The 16,696-nt window shown below is 65.4% G+C and carries 14 protein-coding genes; 6 read left to right on the forward strand and 8 right to left on the reverse strand.

What is annotated here, in order from left to right:
• Positions 1-204 precede the first annotated feature (204 nt).
• Both ALII_RS0120205 and ALII_RS0120210 read left to right on the forward strand, forming a co-directional pair.
• Positions 205-735, forward strand: coding sequence for a TRAP transporter small permease (locus ALII_RS0120205; protein ID WP_024589032.1), 531 nt, complete (start codon positions 205-207; stop codon positions 733-735).
• Positions 732-2,054 carry a TRAP transporter large permease gene (locus tag ALII_RS0120210; RefSeq protein WP_024589033.1) on the forward strand — a complete coding sequence of 441 codons (1,323 nt, stop codon included), beginning with the start codon at positions 732-734 and terminating at the stop codon, positions 2,052-2,054. Before ALII_RS0120205 ends, ALII_RS0120210 begins: the two co-directional genes overlap by 4 nt.
• Positions 2,055-2,113: 59 nt before the next feature.
• On the opposite strand, the gene ALII_RS0120215 is transcribed toward ALII_RS0120210, so the two are convergent.
• The 8 genes from ALII_RS0120215 to ALII_RS0120250 form a co-directional block, all read right to left on the reverse strand.
• Positions 2,114-2,452, reverse strand: a complete 339-nt coding sequence (locus ALII_RS0120215; protein ID WP_024589034.1) for a TIGR01244 family sulfur transferase — start codon at positions 2,450-2,452, stop codon at positions 2,114-2,116.
• A 78-nt stretch (positions 2,453-2,530) separates the two neighbouring features.
• Entirely contained in the window at positions 2,531-3,673 is a 1,143-nt protein-coding gene (locus tag ALII_RS0120220) for an acyl-CoA dehydrogenase family protein (RefSeq protein WP_024589035.1), read from the reverse strand.
• Between the two features lie 206 nt (positions 3,674-3,879).
• Positions 3,880-5,082: a pimeloyl-CoA dehydrogenase large subunit gene (gene pimC, locus ALII_RS0120225; protein ID WP_024589036.1), complete on the reverse strand. Its 1,203-nt coding sequence runs from the start codon at positions 5,080-5,082 to the stop codon at positions 3,880-3,882.
• A gap of 171 nt (positions 5,083-5,253) precedes the next feature.
• Entirely contained in the window at positions 5,254-6,435 is a 1,182-nt protein-coding gene (locus ALII_RS0120230) for an acetyl-CoA C-acyltransferase (RefSeq protein WP_024589037.1), read from the reverse strand.
• Between the two features lie 10 nt (positions 6,436-6,445).
• A complete protein-coding gene (locus tag ALII_RS0120235) occupies positions 6,446-8,068 on the reverse strand; it encodes an AMP-binding protein (RefSeq protein WP_024589038.1) in 1,623 nt (540 codons plus the stop codon).
• Positions 8,065-10,152: a 3-hydroxyacyl-CoA dehydrogenase NAD-binding domain-containing protein gene (locus tag ALII_RS0120240; RefSeq protein ID WP_024589039.1), complete on the reverse strand. Its 2,088-nt coding sequence runs from the start codon at positions 10,150-10,152 to the stop codon at positions 8,065-8,067. Before ALII_RS0120240 ends, ALII_RS0120235 begins: the two co-directional genes overlap by 4 nt.
• Positions 10,153-10,321: 169 nt before the next feature.
• Positions 10,322-11,107 carry a 3-oxoadipate enol-lactonase gene (pcaD, locus tag ALII_RS0120245; protein WP_024589040.1) on the reverse strand — a complete coding sequence of 262 codons (786 nt, stop codon included), beginning with the start codon at positions 11,105-11,107 and terminating at the stop codon, positions 10,322-10,324.
• Positions 11,108-11,185: 78 nt separating this feature from the next.
• Positions 11,186-12,235 carry an enoyl-CoA hydratase/isomerase family protein gene (locus ALII_RS0120250; RefSeq protein ID WP_024589041.1) on the reverse strand — a complete coding sequence of 350 codons (1,050 nt, stop codon included), beginning with the start codon at positions 12,233-12,235 and terminating at the stop codon, positions 11,186-11,188.
• Between the two features lie 327 nt (positions 12,236-12,562).
• Between ALII_RS0120250 and ALII_RS0120255 the strand changes: the two genes are divergently transcribed.
• The 4 genes from ALII_RS0120255 to ALII_RS0120270 are packed head-to-tail and all read left to right on the forward strand — an operon-like array spanning position 12,563 to position 16,645.
• A complete protein-coding gene (locus ALII_RS0120255) occupies positions 12,563-14,095 on the forward strand; it encodes an acyl-CoA carboxylase subunit beta (RefSeq protein WP_024589042.1) in 1,533 nt (510 codons plus the stop codon).
• A 10-nt stretch (positions 14,096-14,105) separates the two neighbouring features.
• Positions 14,106-14,342, forward strand: coding sequence for a DUF4160 domain-containing protein (locus ALII_RS0120260; RefSeq protein WP_024589043.1), 237 nt, complete (start codon positions 14,106-14,108; stop codon positions 14,340-14,342).
• On the forward strand, positions 14,323-14,601 hold the full coding sequence (locus tag ALII_RS0120265) for a DUF2442 domain-containing protein (RefSeq protein WP_024589044.1): 279 nt from the start codon (positions 14,323-14,325) through the stop codon (positions 14,599-14,601). The genes ALII_RS0120260 and ALII_RS0120265 overlap by 20 nt, the downstream gene beginning before the upstream one ends.
• A 40-nt stretch (positions 14,602-14,641) precedes the next feature.
• Complete coding sequence (locus ALII_RS0120270) at positions 14,642-16,645, forward strand: acetyl/propionyl/methylcrotonyl-CoA carboxylase subunit alpha (protein WP_024589045.1); 2,004 nt, start codon at positions 14,642-14,644, stop codon at positions 16,643-16,645.
• Positions 16,646-16,696 lie beyond the last annotated feature (51 nt).

Genomic DNA, 16,696 nt, shown 5'->3' on the forward strand with positions numbered 1-16,696 from the left:
CGGAGCGGAAGCCGTGGGTTTCCGCTCCGCGCGTCTTTCCTTTTCCGCCTCGTGGGTGCACGGTCGGCATGGCGGCGGGACAACCGCCGTCAGCTTGATTCTCAACGTTATGTTCTATAACAATCCGCCTCAGGGAGTTCGTTGCTCCAGGCTGGGCACGGCTGTAGCCTGCCTGCCGGAGCGGTGTTGATGAGGGAGGAGAGGATGAACCTCTCGCGATTCATGGCGGGGCTCGCGCGCGGGCTGGCGATCATCGGTGGGCTGGCGCTGGTGGCGATCACGGTCATAACGGTGGTCTCGATCACCGGCCGCGGGCTGACGGCGTTCGGGCTGAGGCCGGTGCCGGGCGATTTCGAGCTGGTCGAGGCGGGCACCGCCTTTGCGGTCTTCGCCTTCCTGCCCTGGTGCCAGTTGACGCGCGGCCACGCGACCGTCGACGTCTTCACGAGCTTCCTGTCGCCGGCCATAAACCGGGTCATCGATCTCGTTGCAGAACTGCTGATGACGGCGGTGATCGTTCTCATCGCGCTGCAGCTCTGGCGCGGCATGTGGGACAAGATCCGCTACCAGGAAACCACCTTCATCCTGCAGTTCCCCGTCTGGTGGGGCTTTGCGGCGGCCATGGTGGCGGCGTGCGTCGCGGTCGTCATCTCGATCTACGTCCTTATCGTGCGCGTGCAGGAAGTGCGGACCGGCCGCATCATTCTCGGTCCCGGCCAGGGAGCAGTCCATTGAGCAATCTCGAACTCGGCCTCTGGTCGTTCCCGGCGCTTCTCTTCCTGATTTTCCTGCGCATTCCGATCGCGCTTGCCATGCTGGTGACGGGGCTCGTCGGCACCTACCTCATCATGGGCTCGCCGGCGCCGATCCTGTCGCGGCTGAAGGGCGAGACCTATTCGACCTTCTCCAGCTATTCGCTGTCGATCATTCCGCTGTTCCTGCTGATGGGCCAGTTCGCCTCGCTGGGGGGCATGTCGCAGTCGCTGTTCAACGCCGCCAATTCCTGGCTCGGCCACCGCAAGGGCGGCGTCGCCATGTCGGCCATCGGCGCCTGCGCCGGCTTCGGCGCGATCTGCGGGTCCTCGCTCGCGACGGCGGCCACCATGGCGCAGGTCGCTCTGCCCGAACTCAAGCGCTACGGCTATTCCGGCGCGCTGGCTACGGGAACGCTTGCGGCCGGCGGCACGCTCGGCATTCTGATCCCGCCTTCGGTGGTTCTGGTCATCTATGCGATCCTTGCCGAGCAGAACATCGCCAAGCTCTTCGTCGCCGCCTTCATTCCCGGCATCCTCGCCGCCATGGGCTACATGATCGCCATCGCGATCTACGTCCGCCTCTATCCCGAGTCCGCCGGATCGAGCCCGCGCCAGCCCTATCGCGAGCGCTTCAAGGCCCTGTTCGACGTCTGGCCCGTCCTGCTCGTCTTCCTCGCCGTCGTCGGCGGCATCTATACGGGCTGGTTCACGCCCACCGAGGCAGCCGCTGTGGGCGCGGCCGGCACCGGCCTCATCGCATGGGTCAATGGCGGGCTGACGCGCAGGACGCTGATCGATTCCATCCTGATGACCGCGTCGGCAACGGCCATGATCTTCTTCATCGTCTTCGGAGCGGCGTTCTACAACTCCTTCCTGGCGTTGTCGCAGATGCCCGTCGCGGCCGCGACGTTCATCACCAGCCAGGGCTTCGAGCCGATGATGGTCATGATCGGCATCCTGTTCTTCTACGTCGTGCTCGGCTGCTTCATGGATTCCCTGTCCATGATCCTCCTGACGATCCCGATTTTCTTCCCGATCGTCTCGGCCCTCGATTTCGGCCTCGGGCCGGAAGAGTTCGCGCTGTGGTTCGGCATCCTCGTCCTGATCGTCGTCGAGGTCGGGCTCATCACGCCGCCGGTCGGCATGAACCTCTTCGTCATCAACTCGATGGATCGATCGACGCCCATCGTGCAGACCTACAAGGGCGTCATGCCCTTCGTGATGAGCGACATGGTTCGCACCGTCGTGCTCCTCGCGTTCCCGGTGATCACGCTGTTCCTGGTGCGGCTGCTGTACTGAGCGCGAAATAAAAAGGGCCGCGTCGAGCGGCCCTTTTCAATCAGGAAAATGTTTGAGACCTACAGCCCCATCTGCTGGATCGCGGCGTGGAGGTTGGCGCAGCGCGTGCCGGAGCGGCAATAGGCGAGGACGGGCTTGGGCAGTTCCTTCAGGAGCGCGGCCTGATCGCGGGCGTTGTCCTCGGTCATCTGGCCCGAAATCACCGGCAGATGGCGGAAGGCGAGGCCGGCTTCCTCGGCGGCTTTGCGGATCGAGTCGACCGAGGGCTGGCCGGGGTCCTCGTCGTCGGGGCGGTTGCACACGATGCTCTTGAAGCCCGCACCGGCGATGAGCGGCACATGCTCGACACCGATCTGCGGGGAGACCGAATAGTCCTCGGTGATCTGGCGGATTTGCATGTCTCGTCTCCTGCGGGCGTCTGTCGGGGCCGCAGATGTGGCATGGCCGGCCGCACGAGGCAACCGGCCATGAAGGGCTCAGGCAGCCTTGAACAGCCCTTGCCCCCGGGCAAGCGCGCGCAGGTGGAAGTCGGCGTCGCCGAACTGCGTGTCGATCATCGTCATGCGCTTGAAATAGTGCCCGACGGCATATTCCATCGTCATGCCGACGCCGCCGTGAAGCTGGATCGCGTTCTCGCCGCACACGCGCCCGCCGCGCCCGATCTCGGCCTTGGCCGCGTGCATCGCCTGCGCGCGCGCCGTCGCATCGTCGCTGCCCGCCATCATCGTGGCGTAGAGCGTGATCGAGCGGGCCTGCTCGATGGCGACGAACATGTCGACGGCCTTGTGCTGAAGCACCTGGAAGGCGCCGATGGCGACGCCGAACTGCTTGCGCACCTTGAGATAGTCGACCGTCAATTCCTGCATCGCCGACATCACGCCGATGGATTCGGCCGACAGGGCCGCGATGGCGCCGTCGATGGTTTTCTGCAGCGCCGGCAAGCCGTTGGCCGGATCGCCGAGCGCCTCGGCAGGCACATTGTCGAGGCTGAGCTCCGCCGCGCGCGAACCGTCCTGCGTCGGGTATCCGCGCCGCGTCAGGCCCTCGGCGGAAGAATCGACAAGGAAGAGGCCGATGCCGTTTTCGTCGCGCACGTCGCCGGCCGTGCGGGCGACGACGATGATCTTATCGGCAGCCTCGCCATGGAGCACGACGCTCTTCTGGCCGGTGAGCCGCCAGTGGTCGCCGTCCTTCATCGCCTTCGTCTCGACATGGTGGAGGTCGTAGCGCGAGTTGCGCTCGGTATGGGCGAGCGCGAGCTTGAGCGAGCCTTCGGCGATCTGCGGCACGAGCTCGGCCCGCTGGTCGGCGGAAGCGGCCGCCTTGAGCGCGCCGCCGCCAAGGATCACGGTCGCGAAATAGGGCTCTAGCGCCAGCGCGCGACCGAGCGATTCCATCACGATCATCGTCTCGACCGGCGTGCCGTCCAGCCCGCCATCTTCCTCGGAAAAAGGCAGCGCCATCAGCCCCATCTCGGCATAGGCGTTCCACATCTCGGCGCTGAAGCCGGCGGGATCGGCCATGTATTTCTTGCGCTGCTCGAAGCCGTAGGAGTCTTTCAAGAGGCGGTCGAGAGAGTCCTTGAGCATGGATTGCTCGTCGGAAAGGTCAAAGTCCATAGGTCCTCCAATACGCAGTTTCGGCCGTCGAGCGGCGGTATGGGCGAGGCATGGATTCCTGTGACGAGCACAGGAATGACGGTGGAGAGGGTGGCGCTTCGATGGCTGGACGTAGGTGATTGACCGCAACATCTATGCCGTCATTCCTGTGCTCGTCACAGGAATCCATGCCTCGCCCCATCCACTCCAGAGCCCGCGCCGTCACCTCACAACCCCAGCACCGCCTTGGCGATGATGTTCTTCTGGATCTCGTTCGAGCCGCCATAGATCGAGACCTTGCGGAAGTTGAAATAGCCCGGCGCGGCGGTGGCGGCGTAGTCGGGTTCGATTGGCAGTTCGTTCGAGCCGTCCATATCGCCCGAGTGGAACGGCATGGCGTGTGGGCCCATGACCTGCATCAGGAGATGGGTGGTCGCCTGCTGGATTTCCGAGCCCTTGATCTTGAGGATCGAGGACGCCGGGTCCGGCTTGCCGGTATTGCCGCGCTTGGCATCGGCCGCGACGACGCGAAGCTGAGTCAGTTCCAGCGCCTTCAAATCGATCTCGACCGAAGCGAGCTTTTCGCGGAAGCGCTCATCCTCGATCAGCGGCCGGCCGGACGACATCTCCTTGGCCGCCAGTTCGCGGATGCGCGCGAGGCGCTGCTTCGACATGCCGACGCGCGCGATGTTGATGCGCTCGTTGCCGAGCAGGAACTTGGCGTAGTCCCAGCCCTTGTTCTCCTCGCCGACGAGATTTTCGACCGGCACCTTCACGTCGGTCAAAAACACCTCGTTGATCTCGCGCCCGCCATCGATGGTGACGATGGGGCGAACCTCGATGCCGGGCGTCTTCATGTCGATCAAGAGGAACGAGATGCCCGATTGCTTCTTGGCGTCCGGATCGGTGCGCACGAGGCAGAAGATCCAGTCGGCATATTGCGCCAGCGTCGTCCAGGTCTTCTGGCCGTTGACGATGTAGTGGTCGCCGTCACGAACGGCCTTGGTCTTGAGCGAGGCGAGGTCGGAGCCGGCGCCCGGCTCGGAAAAGCCCTGGCACCACCAGTCGTCGAGATTGGCGATGCGCGGCAGATAATGCGCCTTCTGCGCCGCGTTGCCGAAGGTGTAGATGACCGGCCCGACCATGTTGACGCCGAAGGCGAGCGGCTGCGGCGCCGGCCACTTCTGCGTCTCTTCGAGGTAGATATACTGCCGCATGGGGTCCCAGCCCGTGCCGCCATACTCAGTAGGCCAGTGCGGCACCGCCCATCCCTTTTCGTTGAGGATGCGCGACCAGGTGACGAGGTCGTCCTTGTCCATATGCTCGCCGTCGATCAGCTTCTGACGGATGTCGGCCGGCAGCTTGTCCTTCAGGAACTGGCGCACCTCGTCGCGGAAGGCGAGTTCCTCGGATGTGTAGCGAAGGTCCATATTTGTCTCCTTCTAAGCGTTGCGCAGACCCCCACTCCGGCCCTTCGGGCCACCTCTCCCCCTCAAAAGGCGAGAGGAAAGGCCGGCCGCATGCTCGATCCCTTCCTCTCCCCCGGGCAGGGGGAGAGGTGCCGGAGCGAAGCGGAGGCGGAGTGGGGGTGCTTCATGCGATCAAACGATCTCGAACAATCCCGCCGCGCCCATGCCGCCGCCGACGCACATCGTCACCACGGCATATTTGACGCCGCGGCGCTTGCCTTCAATGAGGGCGTGGCCCGAAAGCCGCGCGCCGGACATGCCGTAGGGGTGGCCGAGCGCGATGGCGCCGCCATTGACGTTGAGCTTGGCCGGGTCGATGCCGAGCTTGTCGCGGCAGTAGATGACCTGCACGGCAAAGGCCTCGTTCAGTTCCCAAAGGCCGATGTCGTCGACGGTGAGGCCGTGGCGTTCGAGCAGGCGCGGGACGGCGAAGACGGGGCCGATGCCCATCTCGTCGGGCTCGCAGCCGGCGACGTTGAAGCCGCGCATGATGCCGAGCGGGGTGAGGCCGCGGCGCTGCGCTTCCTTGTCGCTCATCATGACGTGTGCGGAGGCGCCGTCGGAAAGCTGGCTGGCATTGCCGGCGGTGATGGTGCCGCCCTCGCGCACCGGCTTCAGGCCGGCAAGGCCCTCGGCGGTGGTCTCGGCGCGCGGGCCTTCGTCATGGGCGATCTCGACGTCGCGATGCGAGATTTCCTTGGTCTCCTTGTCGATGACGGCCATGCGCGTCTTCATCGGCGCGATCTCGTCGGCGAACTTGCCCGCCTCGCGGGCGGCGGCGACGCGGCGCTGGCTTTCGAGGCCGTACTCGTCCTGTTGCTCGCGGGTGATGCCGTAGCGCTTGCCGACGTTTTCGGCGGTGTCGATCATCGGCAGGTAGACGTCGCCGACCGAGCCCGTCAGCGACTTATCGACGAGGCGGAAGGTGTTGCGGTGGTCGTTCTGGACGAGCGAAATGGATTCGACGCCGCCGGCGATGCCGACCGGCACGCCGTCATTGCGGATGGCGTTGGCGAGCAGCGCCATGGACTGCATGCCGGACGAGCACTGGCGGTCGATCGTGGTGCCGGCTGCGGTGACGGGAAGCCCGGCGACGAGCGCCGCGCGGCGCGCGACGTTGAGGCCGGTCGTCCCTTCCTGCATCGCGCAGCCCATGATCACGTCCTCGATCTCGGCCCCATCGACGCCGGCGCGCGAAAGCGCGTTGCGGATGGCGTGGGCGGCGAGGTCCGCGCCGGCCGTTTCGTTGAAGCCGCCGCGATAGGCCTTGCCGATCGGCGTCCTGGCGGTCGAGACGATGACTGCGTCTGTCATGAATTCCTCCTCATTGGGCGGCCTTTGCGGCCACCTCGCGTTTCAGTTCGAGTTTCGAAAGCTTGCCGACGGGCGTGCGCGGCAGCGCGGCGCGGATTTCCAGCGCGCCCGGCAGTTCGTGCGGGCCGATCTTGCCCTTGAGAAAAGCGCGCAGGGCCTCGAGCGTCAATTCCGGCGCGCCGTCATGGAGCTTGGCGAACACTTTCGGTGTCTCGCCGCGATAGGCGTCGGGAATGCCGATCACCAGCGCTTCCTCGATGTCGGGATGGGTATAGACGGCCTGCTCGATGAGCTGCGGATAGACGTTGAAGCCGCCGCAGATGATCATGTCCTTCTTGCGGTCGACGATGGTGAAGAACCCGTCGGCGTCCATGAAGCCGATATCGCCGGTCAGGAACCCGCCATCCGAAAAGATCGTGTCGTTGTCGCCTTCGCGCCGCCAGTAGCCGGACATGACGTTCGGCCCGAAGATACGCAACTCGCCCGTCTCGCCGGCCGGCAGGACGCGGCGCGGATCGTCGAGCGCGACGATGTCGACATAGATGCCCGGCAACGGCACGCCGATCGTGTCGACCCGGTCCGGGTGGGTGACGGGGATGTTGGTGCCGGCAGGCGACGTCTCGGTCATGCCCCAGCCGCCGAGAATGTCGTGGCCGGTGGCGCGCTTCAGCTTGCGCGCGATCTCGACGGGAAGCGGCGCGCCGCCCGACGCGCAGTAGCGCAGCGAGGAGAGGTCGCGCTTTTCGAAGCCCGGCGTCGCGGCGATGGCGATCCACATGGTCGGCACGCCCGGAAAGCTCGTCGCGCCGGCCTCGATCTCGGCCAGCGCCGTCTCGGCGTCGAAGCGGGTGTGGAGGAGGAGCGTCAAGCCGTTCTTCACACCGCGCAGCATGACGGCGGTCAGCGCGTAGATGTGGAAGAGCGGCAGGAAGAGAAGCACGCGGTCCTCGCCCGGCCGGATGAGGCCATGGGCGGAAAACCAGGAATCGTAGCTGGAGACGGCCGAGGAAAGGTTCGCATGCGTCAGCATCGCGCCCTTGGGCAGGCCCGTCGTCCCGCCCGTATATTGCAGGACCGCGAGGTCGCCGGCCTGAACCTCGGGGAGGGGAGCGACCGTATCCATCGCGATGCCGTCCCAGTGCGGCCCCGAACCATCGAGCGCCGCATCGCTGCCGATGATGACGCGATCGACCAGCCCCGCCTCGCGCAGCGCCCCGGCCTTGGCCGAAAGCCGGCCGAGATCGGTCGTCGCGATCGCCCGCGCGCCGCTGTCGGCGATCTTGTGCTTGAGCACGATCTCGCCATCGAGCGGCGACAGGTGCACGACGGTCAGCCCCGCCTTCAGTGCGCCGAAAAAGGCGATCGGGTGGTAGAGCGTGTTGGGCAGGAGAAGCGCGATGCGCTCGCCTTTCGCATAGCCCGCCGCCGCAAGCGCATGCGCGAAGGCGTCGACCTCGCGTGCCAGGTCGCGATGCGAAAAGTCCCGGCCGCGAAAGACGAAGGCCGCCTTGTCGCCCCAGATTTGCGCCGAGCGCTCGACCAGCTCGTGCACCGGATAGGTGTCGAGCGGCACGTCCGGCGAGAGGTCCGCCGGATAGATGCCTTTCCAGGGCGCGTCGGCGAGCCGGGTCATGCCGCCTTCTTTTTCGGAGCGGTGAAGCCCGCGCCTTCCTCGGCGAGGCGGCGCAGGAGCGCGGACGGCCTGAACACGTCCTTGCCGGTCTTGCCGTGCCAGTGGTCGAGCCGCTCGACGATCTTTTTCAGCCCGACCGTGTCGGCATAGAACATCGGCCCGCCCTTGCCGATCGGAAATCCGTAGCCGTTGGTCCAGACGATATCGATGTCGGACGGCCGCGCGGCGATCTCCTCCTCGAGGATCAGCGCGCCCTCGTTGATCAGTGGGTAGAGCGTGCGCTCCGTGATTTCCTCGTCGGAAATGGCGCGGCGGTTGACGCCCTTTTCGCGCGCCTTGTCCTCGATCAGCTTCTCGACGTCAGGATCGGTCTTCGGCGCGCGCGAGCCGGCCTCGTAGAGATAAAAACCCTTGCCGGTCTTCTGGCCGAAGCGGCCCTGTTCGCAGAGCGCATCGGCGATCGCCGCCGTCTTGCCGAGCGCCTTGCGGTTGCGCCAGCCGATGTCGAGGCCGGCAAGGTCGCCCATCGCAAACGGGCCCATCGGCCAGCCGAAATCGGTGAACACCTTGTCGATCTGCGCCGGCGTCGCGCCTTCCATCAAAAGGTCCTCGTTCTCCGCCGAGCGCGCCGAGAGCATCCGGTTGCCGACGAAGCCGTGACAGACGCCGACGACCACCGGCACCTTGCCAATCTTCTTGGCGATGGAAAGCGCAGTCGCCAGCACGTCCGGCGCGGTCTTGGCACCGCGCACGATTTCGAGCAGCTTCATCACATTGGCGGGCGAGAAGAAATGCAGGCCGACGACGTCCTGCGGCCGCGAGGTCGATGCCGCGATTTCGTCGACGTCGAGATAGGAGGTGTTGGAGGCGAGGATCGCGCCGGGCTTGGCGATCTGGTCGAGCTTGCCGAACACCTCCTTCTTCACCGACATTTCCTCGAACACCGCCTCGATGATGAGGTCGCATTCGGCAAGATCGGCATAGTCGGTGGTCGGCTTGAAGGCGGCGAGGCGCTGGTCCTTTGCCTCCGCGCTCATCGAGCCGCGCTGAACGGAGATGTCGTAGTTCTTCGCGATGGTCGCGAGACCACGGTCGAGCGCTTCGCGGTTCATTTCCAGAAGCGTCACCGGAATGCCGCCATTGACGAAGGACATCGCGATGCCGCCGCCCATCGTGCCGGCGCCGATGACGCCGACGCGCGCGACAGGGCGCGGCTTCACGTCGCTATCGACGCCCTTGACCTTGGCCGCCTCGCGCTGCGCGAAGAACAGATGGCGCTGGGCCTGCGACTGCACGCCCTGCACGAGTTCGAGAAAGAACTGCCGCTCGGCCTTGAGCGCGGCGTCGAAATCCATGGTGATGGCGTTGCGGACCGCCTGCGCGCAGGCGACCGGCGCATCGAGCCCGCGCGCCTTCTTCTTGACCTCGCCGACGGCGGCATCGAATTCCGCCATGTCGACATTCTCGATCCTGTCCGTGCGGTCGCGGACGGCGACGAGCTTTTCGCCGATCTTCGAGCGCGCGAAGGCGATGGCGGCCTCGACCAGATCGCCATCCGCAATCTCGTCCACGACGCCGAGCTTCAACGCCTTGTCGGCCGAAATCGGATTGCCGGTGGTGATGATCTTCAACGCCTCGACAGGCCCTGTCAGGCGCGGAAGGCGCACCGTGCCGCCCGAGCCGGGCAGGATGCCGAGCTTGACTTCGGGCAGACCGACCAGCGCCGACTTGACCGCCACGCGGTAGTGGCAGGACAGCGCAAGTTCCAGCCCGCCGCCGAACGCCGTGCCGTGAATGGCGGCGACGGCCGGCTTCGGCAGGGTTTCGAGCAGGCGACAAAGTTCGGGCAGCGACGGCGAGGCGAGCGCCTTGGGCGAGCCGAATTCGGTGATGTCCGCGCCCGAAATGAAGGTGCGGCCCGCGCAGGCGATGACGATCCCCTTGACCGCATCATCGTCGCGCGCGGCCTCGATCGCGGCGTAAAGCGGCTCGCGCAGATGGTGGCTGAGCGCGTTGACGGGCGGGTTGTCGAGCGTGATGACGGCGATCTCGTCCGCGCGCGTCACCTTTACATATTCGGTCATGGTGCTTCCTTGTCAGTTCAGCGCTCCGTCGCGCCCCCCTCTGGGCTGCCGCCCATCTCCCCCGCGAGGGGGGAGATCAATCTCGTCCTAGCCGTGCGTGATCTCCCCCCATGCGGGGGAGATGTCCGGCAGGACAGAGGGGGGCAACGTAGAGCGCTTCCTTCGCATGTCAGTTCTGCGTCACGAATGTCTTGATGAGCCGCGCCGTCTCTTCCGGCTTCTCGATACACGGCAGATGCCCCGCGCCTTCGATAATCTCGAAGCGCGACCCGGTCACCAGATCGGCCGTCGAGCGCACGAGGTCGGGCGGCGTGGAGCCGTCCTGGTCGCCGACGATGCACATCAGCGGCATCTTGAGCGCGGCGGTGGATTGGGTCAGGTCGGCATCGCGCAGGGCCGCGCAGGTGCCGGCGTAGCCATCGACCGTCGTGCGGGTCAGCATGGCGGTATAGCCGACGAAATCGGCGTTGTCGGCGCGGCGGTAGGCGGGCGTGAACCAGCGCTCCATGATGGCGTCCGACATCGCGCCGATGCCCTTCGAGGTCACCGTGTCGATGCGCTGGTTCCACATCTCAGGCGTGCCGATCTTGTGCGCGGTGTCCATCAGGACGAGGGCGGAAACGAGATCGGGACGCTTGGCGGCGAGGCCCTGTGCGATCATGCCGCCGACCGAAAGGCCGACGATGCTCGCCTTCGTCACGCCGAGGTGGTCGAGCAGCGCGGAGAGGTCGCCGACATGGTCGTCGAGCCGGTAGGGCGCGGGCGTCGCTTCCGAAAGACCGTGGCCACGCTTGTCGTAGAGAACGACGCGGAACGCATCGCCGAGAAGCGCCACGACGTCGTTCCAGATGCGGAAATCGGTGCCGAGCGAATTGGAAAAGACGAGCACCGGCGCCGTGTGCGGGCCGCGGACTTCGTGATGCAGGACTACGCCGTTGACGCGCGAAAACGCCATCCCGGACCTCCCTTCCGGTTTGAACATACCGCAAAGTATGTCGCAAGCGCGGGCCGCGTCAACGGCGCGCGCCGAAATTCACGCGCGATCGAGCCCGGTCAGGTCGAGTTCGTCCGGCAGCGGCGCGAAATAGGCATCGATATCGGCATCGCTCACTTCGGCGAGCGTGGCCGGGCGCCAGTCGGGCGCATTGTCCTTGTCGATGATGACCGCGCGCACGCCCTCGAAGAATTCGTGGCCCTCGACGACACGCGAAACGATCCGGAATTCGATCTTCATGCACGTCTCGAAATCCGCCTTCGCGCCCTCCTGCATCTGGCGCAGCGCGATCTTGAGGCTGGTCGGCGATTTCGTGCGGATGATCGAAGCCTGCTTCGCCGCCCATTCGCCGCCATCGCCGTCGAGCGCGGCGAGAATGGCCTCGACCGTATCGCCGGCGAAGCAGCGCTCGATCGTCGCGGCGAGGTCGGGCAGCGTCGCCCGTTCAGGCGAGGCGGCGAACGAGGCGAGGGCGTCATCCGGCGCGGCGCCGTCCGCAAGCGCAGCCTCGATCGCATCGAAGCGCTCGGTCGGAGCCGCATGGGTCGTCAGGCCGCACCACAACGCATCGGCCTGGCCGAGCCGCGCGCCGGTGAGCGCCAGCCAGGTGCCGATCCGGTGCGGCAATCGCGGCAGGAAGTATGTGCCCCCGACGTCGGGAAAGAGGCCGATCCCCGTCTCGGGCATGGCGAACATCAGCTTCGAGCCGCCGACGCGGTGGCTGCCGTGGAAGGACACGCCGACCCCGCCGCCCATCACGATGCCCTCGATCAGCGCGACATAGGGCTTTGGATAAGTCTTGATGAAGGTGTTGAGCCGGTATTCCTCGCGATAGAAATCGCGGATCGCCGGGTTCTTCTGCTGGCCCCAGTCATAGAGCTGGCGAATGTCGCCGCCGGCCGAAAACGCCTTCTCGCCCGCCGCCTTGACGAGGATTGTTTCGATCGCGGGATCGTTCGCCCATTCGATCAGCTTCGTGTGGAGTTCGCCGACCATCAGCCGTGTCACCGCGTTCAGCGCCTTCGGGCGGTTCAGCGTAACGATGCCGGCCTTGCCTCGCGTTTCGAACAGGATTTCGGCCTCGGACATCGTCACCTCCACTGCGTCGTCAGACTAAGGGTGAATAGCCGGTTCGCCCATCGGTGGCTATGCGCAGCGGATGTGCAGAAAACGACGTGCGCGTATGGAGCGCAACCCGGCTTTCTGCTCTTGATCGTCCGAAGGTCCGGGAATTGTGGTAAGAAGCGTTGTGCGCGTATCGACCAATGACGGCCGGGCCACCGGGCGAAAATCGCGCCGCTGTCTCCGCCCGCCCTTCCCACGACGGGAAATCGCCGCTAATCGGAATGACCGTGAATTGAGGGAGGAGTTTGCGATGGCGATGTCCTTGCCCGGAAGTGAGGGGAAGTCCCGCTGATGCGCGCAGTTCTCGAACAGTTGGAGGAGCGGCGCAGCCAAGCGCGGCTCGGCGGCGGCCAGAAGCGCATCGACGCGCAGCATGCCAAGGGAAAGCTGACCGCGCGCGAACGCGTCGAGGTGCTGCTCGACGAAGGCTCGTTCGAGGAATACGACATGTATGTCGTGCACCGGACGACCGATTTCGGCATGGCCGAGCAGAAATTCTCCGGCGATGGCGTCGTCACCGGCTGGGGCACGATCAACGGCCGCCTCGTCTACGTCTTTTCGCAGGATTTCACCGTCCTCGGCGGCTCGCTCTCCGAAACTCACGCGCAGAAGATCTGCAAGATCATGGACATGGCGGTGCGCAACGGCGCCCCGGTCATCGGCCTCAACGACAGTGGCGGCGCGCGCATCCAGGAAGGCGTCGCCTCGCTCGGCGGCTATGCCGACGTCTTCAAGCGCAATGTCGACGCGTCGGGCGTGGTGCCGCAGATTTCCGTCATAATGGGGCCATGCGCCGGTGGTGCGGTCTATTCGCCGGCGATGACCGACTTCATCTTCATGGTGCGCGATAGCTCCTACATGTTCGTGACCGGCCCGGACGTGGTGAAGACGGTGACGAACGAGATCGTCACGGCCGAGGAACTCGGCGGCGCGCGGACGCACACGCAGAAATCCTCGGTCGCCGATGGCGCCTTCGACAATGACGTGATCGCGCTGGAGGAAGTGCGCCGGCTGTTCGACTTCCTGCCGCTCAACAACCGCGAGAAGCCGCCCGTCCGTCCCTTCCACGACGACCCGGCCCGTATCGAGGACCGGCTCGACACGCTGATCCCGGACTCGGCCAACAAGCCCTACGACATGAAGGAACTGATCCACGCGCTCGGCGACGAGGGCGAGTTCTTCGAAATCCAGGAAGCCTTCGCCCGCAACATCATCACCGGCTTCATGCGCATGGAAGGCCAGACGGTCGGCGTCGTCGCCAACCAGCCGATGGTGCTGGCCGGCTGCCTGGACATCGACTCATCGCGCAAGGCCGCGCGCTTCGTCCGCTTCTGCGATGCCTTCTCGATTCCGATCCTGACGCTGGTCGACGTGCCGGGCTTCCTGCCGGGCACGGCGCAGGAATATGGCGGCGTCATCAAGCACGGCGCCAAGCTGCTCTTCGCCTATTCGCAGGCGACGGTTCCCATGGTGACGCTGATCACCCGCAAGGCCTATGGCGGCGCCTACGACGTCATGGCCTCCAAGCACATCGGCGCCGACGTCAACTACGCCTGGCCGACCGCCGAGATCGCCGTGATGGGCGCCAAGGGCGCGACGGAAATCCTCTACCGTTCCGAGCTCGGCGACCCGGAAAAGATCGCCGCGCGGACGAAGGAATACGAGACCAACTTCGCCAATCCGTTCAAGGCGGCGGAGCGCGGCTTCATCGACGAAGTGATCATGCCGCATTCCTCCCGCAAGCGCATCGCCCGCGCCTTCGCCATGCTGCGCTCCAAGAAGCTGGAGCAACCATGGAAGAAGCACGACACGATCCCGCTTTAGGGGCGGGCGGATGCCGACCGTCTTCGAATGGAAGGGATGGAAGTTTCTATTCTATAGTGACGAAGGCACGGAGCCGCCGCATATCCACGCCCGCAAGGATCGCAAGGAAACGAAGATTTGGCTCGAAAGCCTTGAGATAGCGCGAAACAAGCGGTGCACGGCGCATGAACTAGCCACTCTCGCGAAAATTGTAGAAGAGCATCAAAGCGAATTTCTGGAGCGATGGCATGAGCACTTTGGAAATTGACGAAGACCTGATCGAACCCGTCGCGGCGCACTGCACGGACCACGACCTCGTGGTGACGCTTGCCGATGGCGTGAGGCTGGTCATGCCGCTCTGGTGGTATCCCCGTCTGCTGCGCGCCGGCGAGCGGGAACGCAACGAAATCGAGCTGTCGCCCTATGGCATTCACTGGCCGACAATCGACGAGGATTTGAGTGTCGAGGGAATGCTCAAAGGCCGCAAGGCACCTGATGCCGTGCCGCCGGCACAAGCCGCCGAATGACCATTTCACCTCCTTCTCCCGCGATGTGAGACCGAAAAGAATGTTCAAGAAAATCCTCATCGCCAATCGCGGCGAGATCGCCTGCCGGGTCATCAAGACGGCATCGAGGCTCGGCATCGCGACGGTCGCGGTCTATTCGGACGCCGATCGCGATGCGCTGCATGTGAAGATGGCGGATGAGGCGGTGCATATCGGGCCGGCGCCGTCGAACCAGTCCTATATCGTCATCGACAGGATCATCGACGCGATCGCCAAGACCGGCGCCGATGCGGTCCATCCGGGCTACGGCTTCCTGTCGGAGAACCCGCTTTTCGCGCAGGCGCTGGAAAGGCAAGGCGTCGCCTTCATAGGTCCGCCGGTGCGCGCCATCGAGGCGATGGGCGACAAGATCACGTCGAAGAAGCTCGCCGCCGAGGCGGGCGTCTCGACCGTGCCCGGACATATGGGCCTGATCGCCGACGCCGACGAGGCGGTGAAGATTTCGGGCTCCATCGGCTATCCGGTGATGATCAAGGCGTCGGCGGGCGGCGGCGGCAAGGGCATGCGCATCGCCTGGAACGACGCGGAGGCGCGCGAAGGCTTCCAGTCGTCCAAGAACGAGGCGAAGAACTCCTTCGGCGACGACCGCATCTTCATCGAGAAATTCGTCACCCAGCCGCGCCACATCGAGATCCAGGTCTTGGGCGATCAGCACGGCAACGTGCTCTATCTCGGCGAGCGCGAATGCTCGATCCAGCGCCGCAACCAGAAGGTCATCGAGGAGGCGCCGTCGCCATTCCTCGACGCGGCAACGCGCAAGGCGATGGGCGAGCAGTCGGTCGCGCTGGCGAAGGCCGTCGGCTATTTCTCGGCCGGTACGGTGGAGTTCATCGTCGATGGCGAGCGCAACTTCTATTTCCTCGAGATGAACACGCGCCTGCAGGTCGAGCATCCGGTCACGGAGCTGATCACCGGCATCGACCTCGTCGAGGAGATGATCCGGGTCGCCGCCGGCGAGAAGCTGCGCATGGCTCAGGATGATATCGAGCTGAACGGCTGGGCGATCGAAAGCCGGCTCTACGCCGAGGACCCGTTCCGCAACTTCCTGCCGTCGATCGGCCGGCTGACGCGCTATCGCCCGCCAGCCGAAGGCAAGCTGGATGACGGCACGATCGTGCGCAACGACACCGGCGTGTTCGAAGGTGGCGAGATCTCGATGTATTATGATCCGATGATCGCCAAGCTCTGCACATGGGCTCCGGATCGCCTCGCCGCCATCGACGCGATGAGCGCCGCGCTCGACGATTTCGAGGTCGAGGGCATCGGCCACAACCTGCCGTTCCTGTCGGCGGTGATGGAGCACGAGCGCTTCCGCGACGGCCGCCTGACGACGGCGTTCATCGCCGAGGAATTTCCCGAAGGCTTCCAGGGCGTCGCGCCGCAGGCCGCTGACGGCCGCGTCCTCGCCGCCGTCGCCGCCTTCGTCAACTGGCGCAGCCAGAAGCGCGACGTGCTGATTTCCGGCGGCATGGACAATCACCGCCGCGCCGTCGGGCGTGACTGGATCGTCGCGATGGGTGAGAGCGAATTCGAATGCTTCCTGCGCGAGGAGGGCGGCAAGGTGCTGGTCTCCTTCGGTCCCGACAAGGCGGTCGAGGTCAGGTCGGACTGGCTGCCCGGCAAGAGCCATGCGCGCTTCATGGTCGATGGCGAGCCGGTCGGCGTCAAGATCGACCGCGTCAATTCGGCCTGGCGGCTGCGCTGGAAGGGCATCGACGAGAAGGTTCACGTGCGCACCCCGCGCATTGCCGCGCTGGCGCGCCTGATGCCCGAAAAGCTGCCGCCGGACACCTCCAAGATGCTGCTCTGCCCGATGCCGGGCGTGATAACCTCGATCGCGGTCAAGCCCGGTGACACCGTCGAGGACGGCCAGCCGCTGGCCACCGTCGAGGCGATGAAGATGGAAAACGTCCTGCGCGCGGAGCGGCGCGGGGTCGTGAAGTCGGTCGCCGTGGAGGCGGGCGCGAGCCTGGCGGTGGACGAGATGATTTTGGAGTTCGAGTGATGGTCGTCGCGTCAGGCACCCCCCTCTGGCCTGCCGGCCATCTCCCCCTCA

Source organism: Aliihoeflea sp. 2WW (genome assembly GCF_000497755.1).
In the GTDB taxonomy this organism is placed as follows: domain Bacteria; phylum Pseudomonadota; class Alphaproteobacteria; order Rhizobiales; family Rhizobiaceae; genus Aliihoeflea.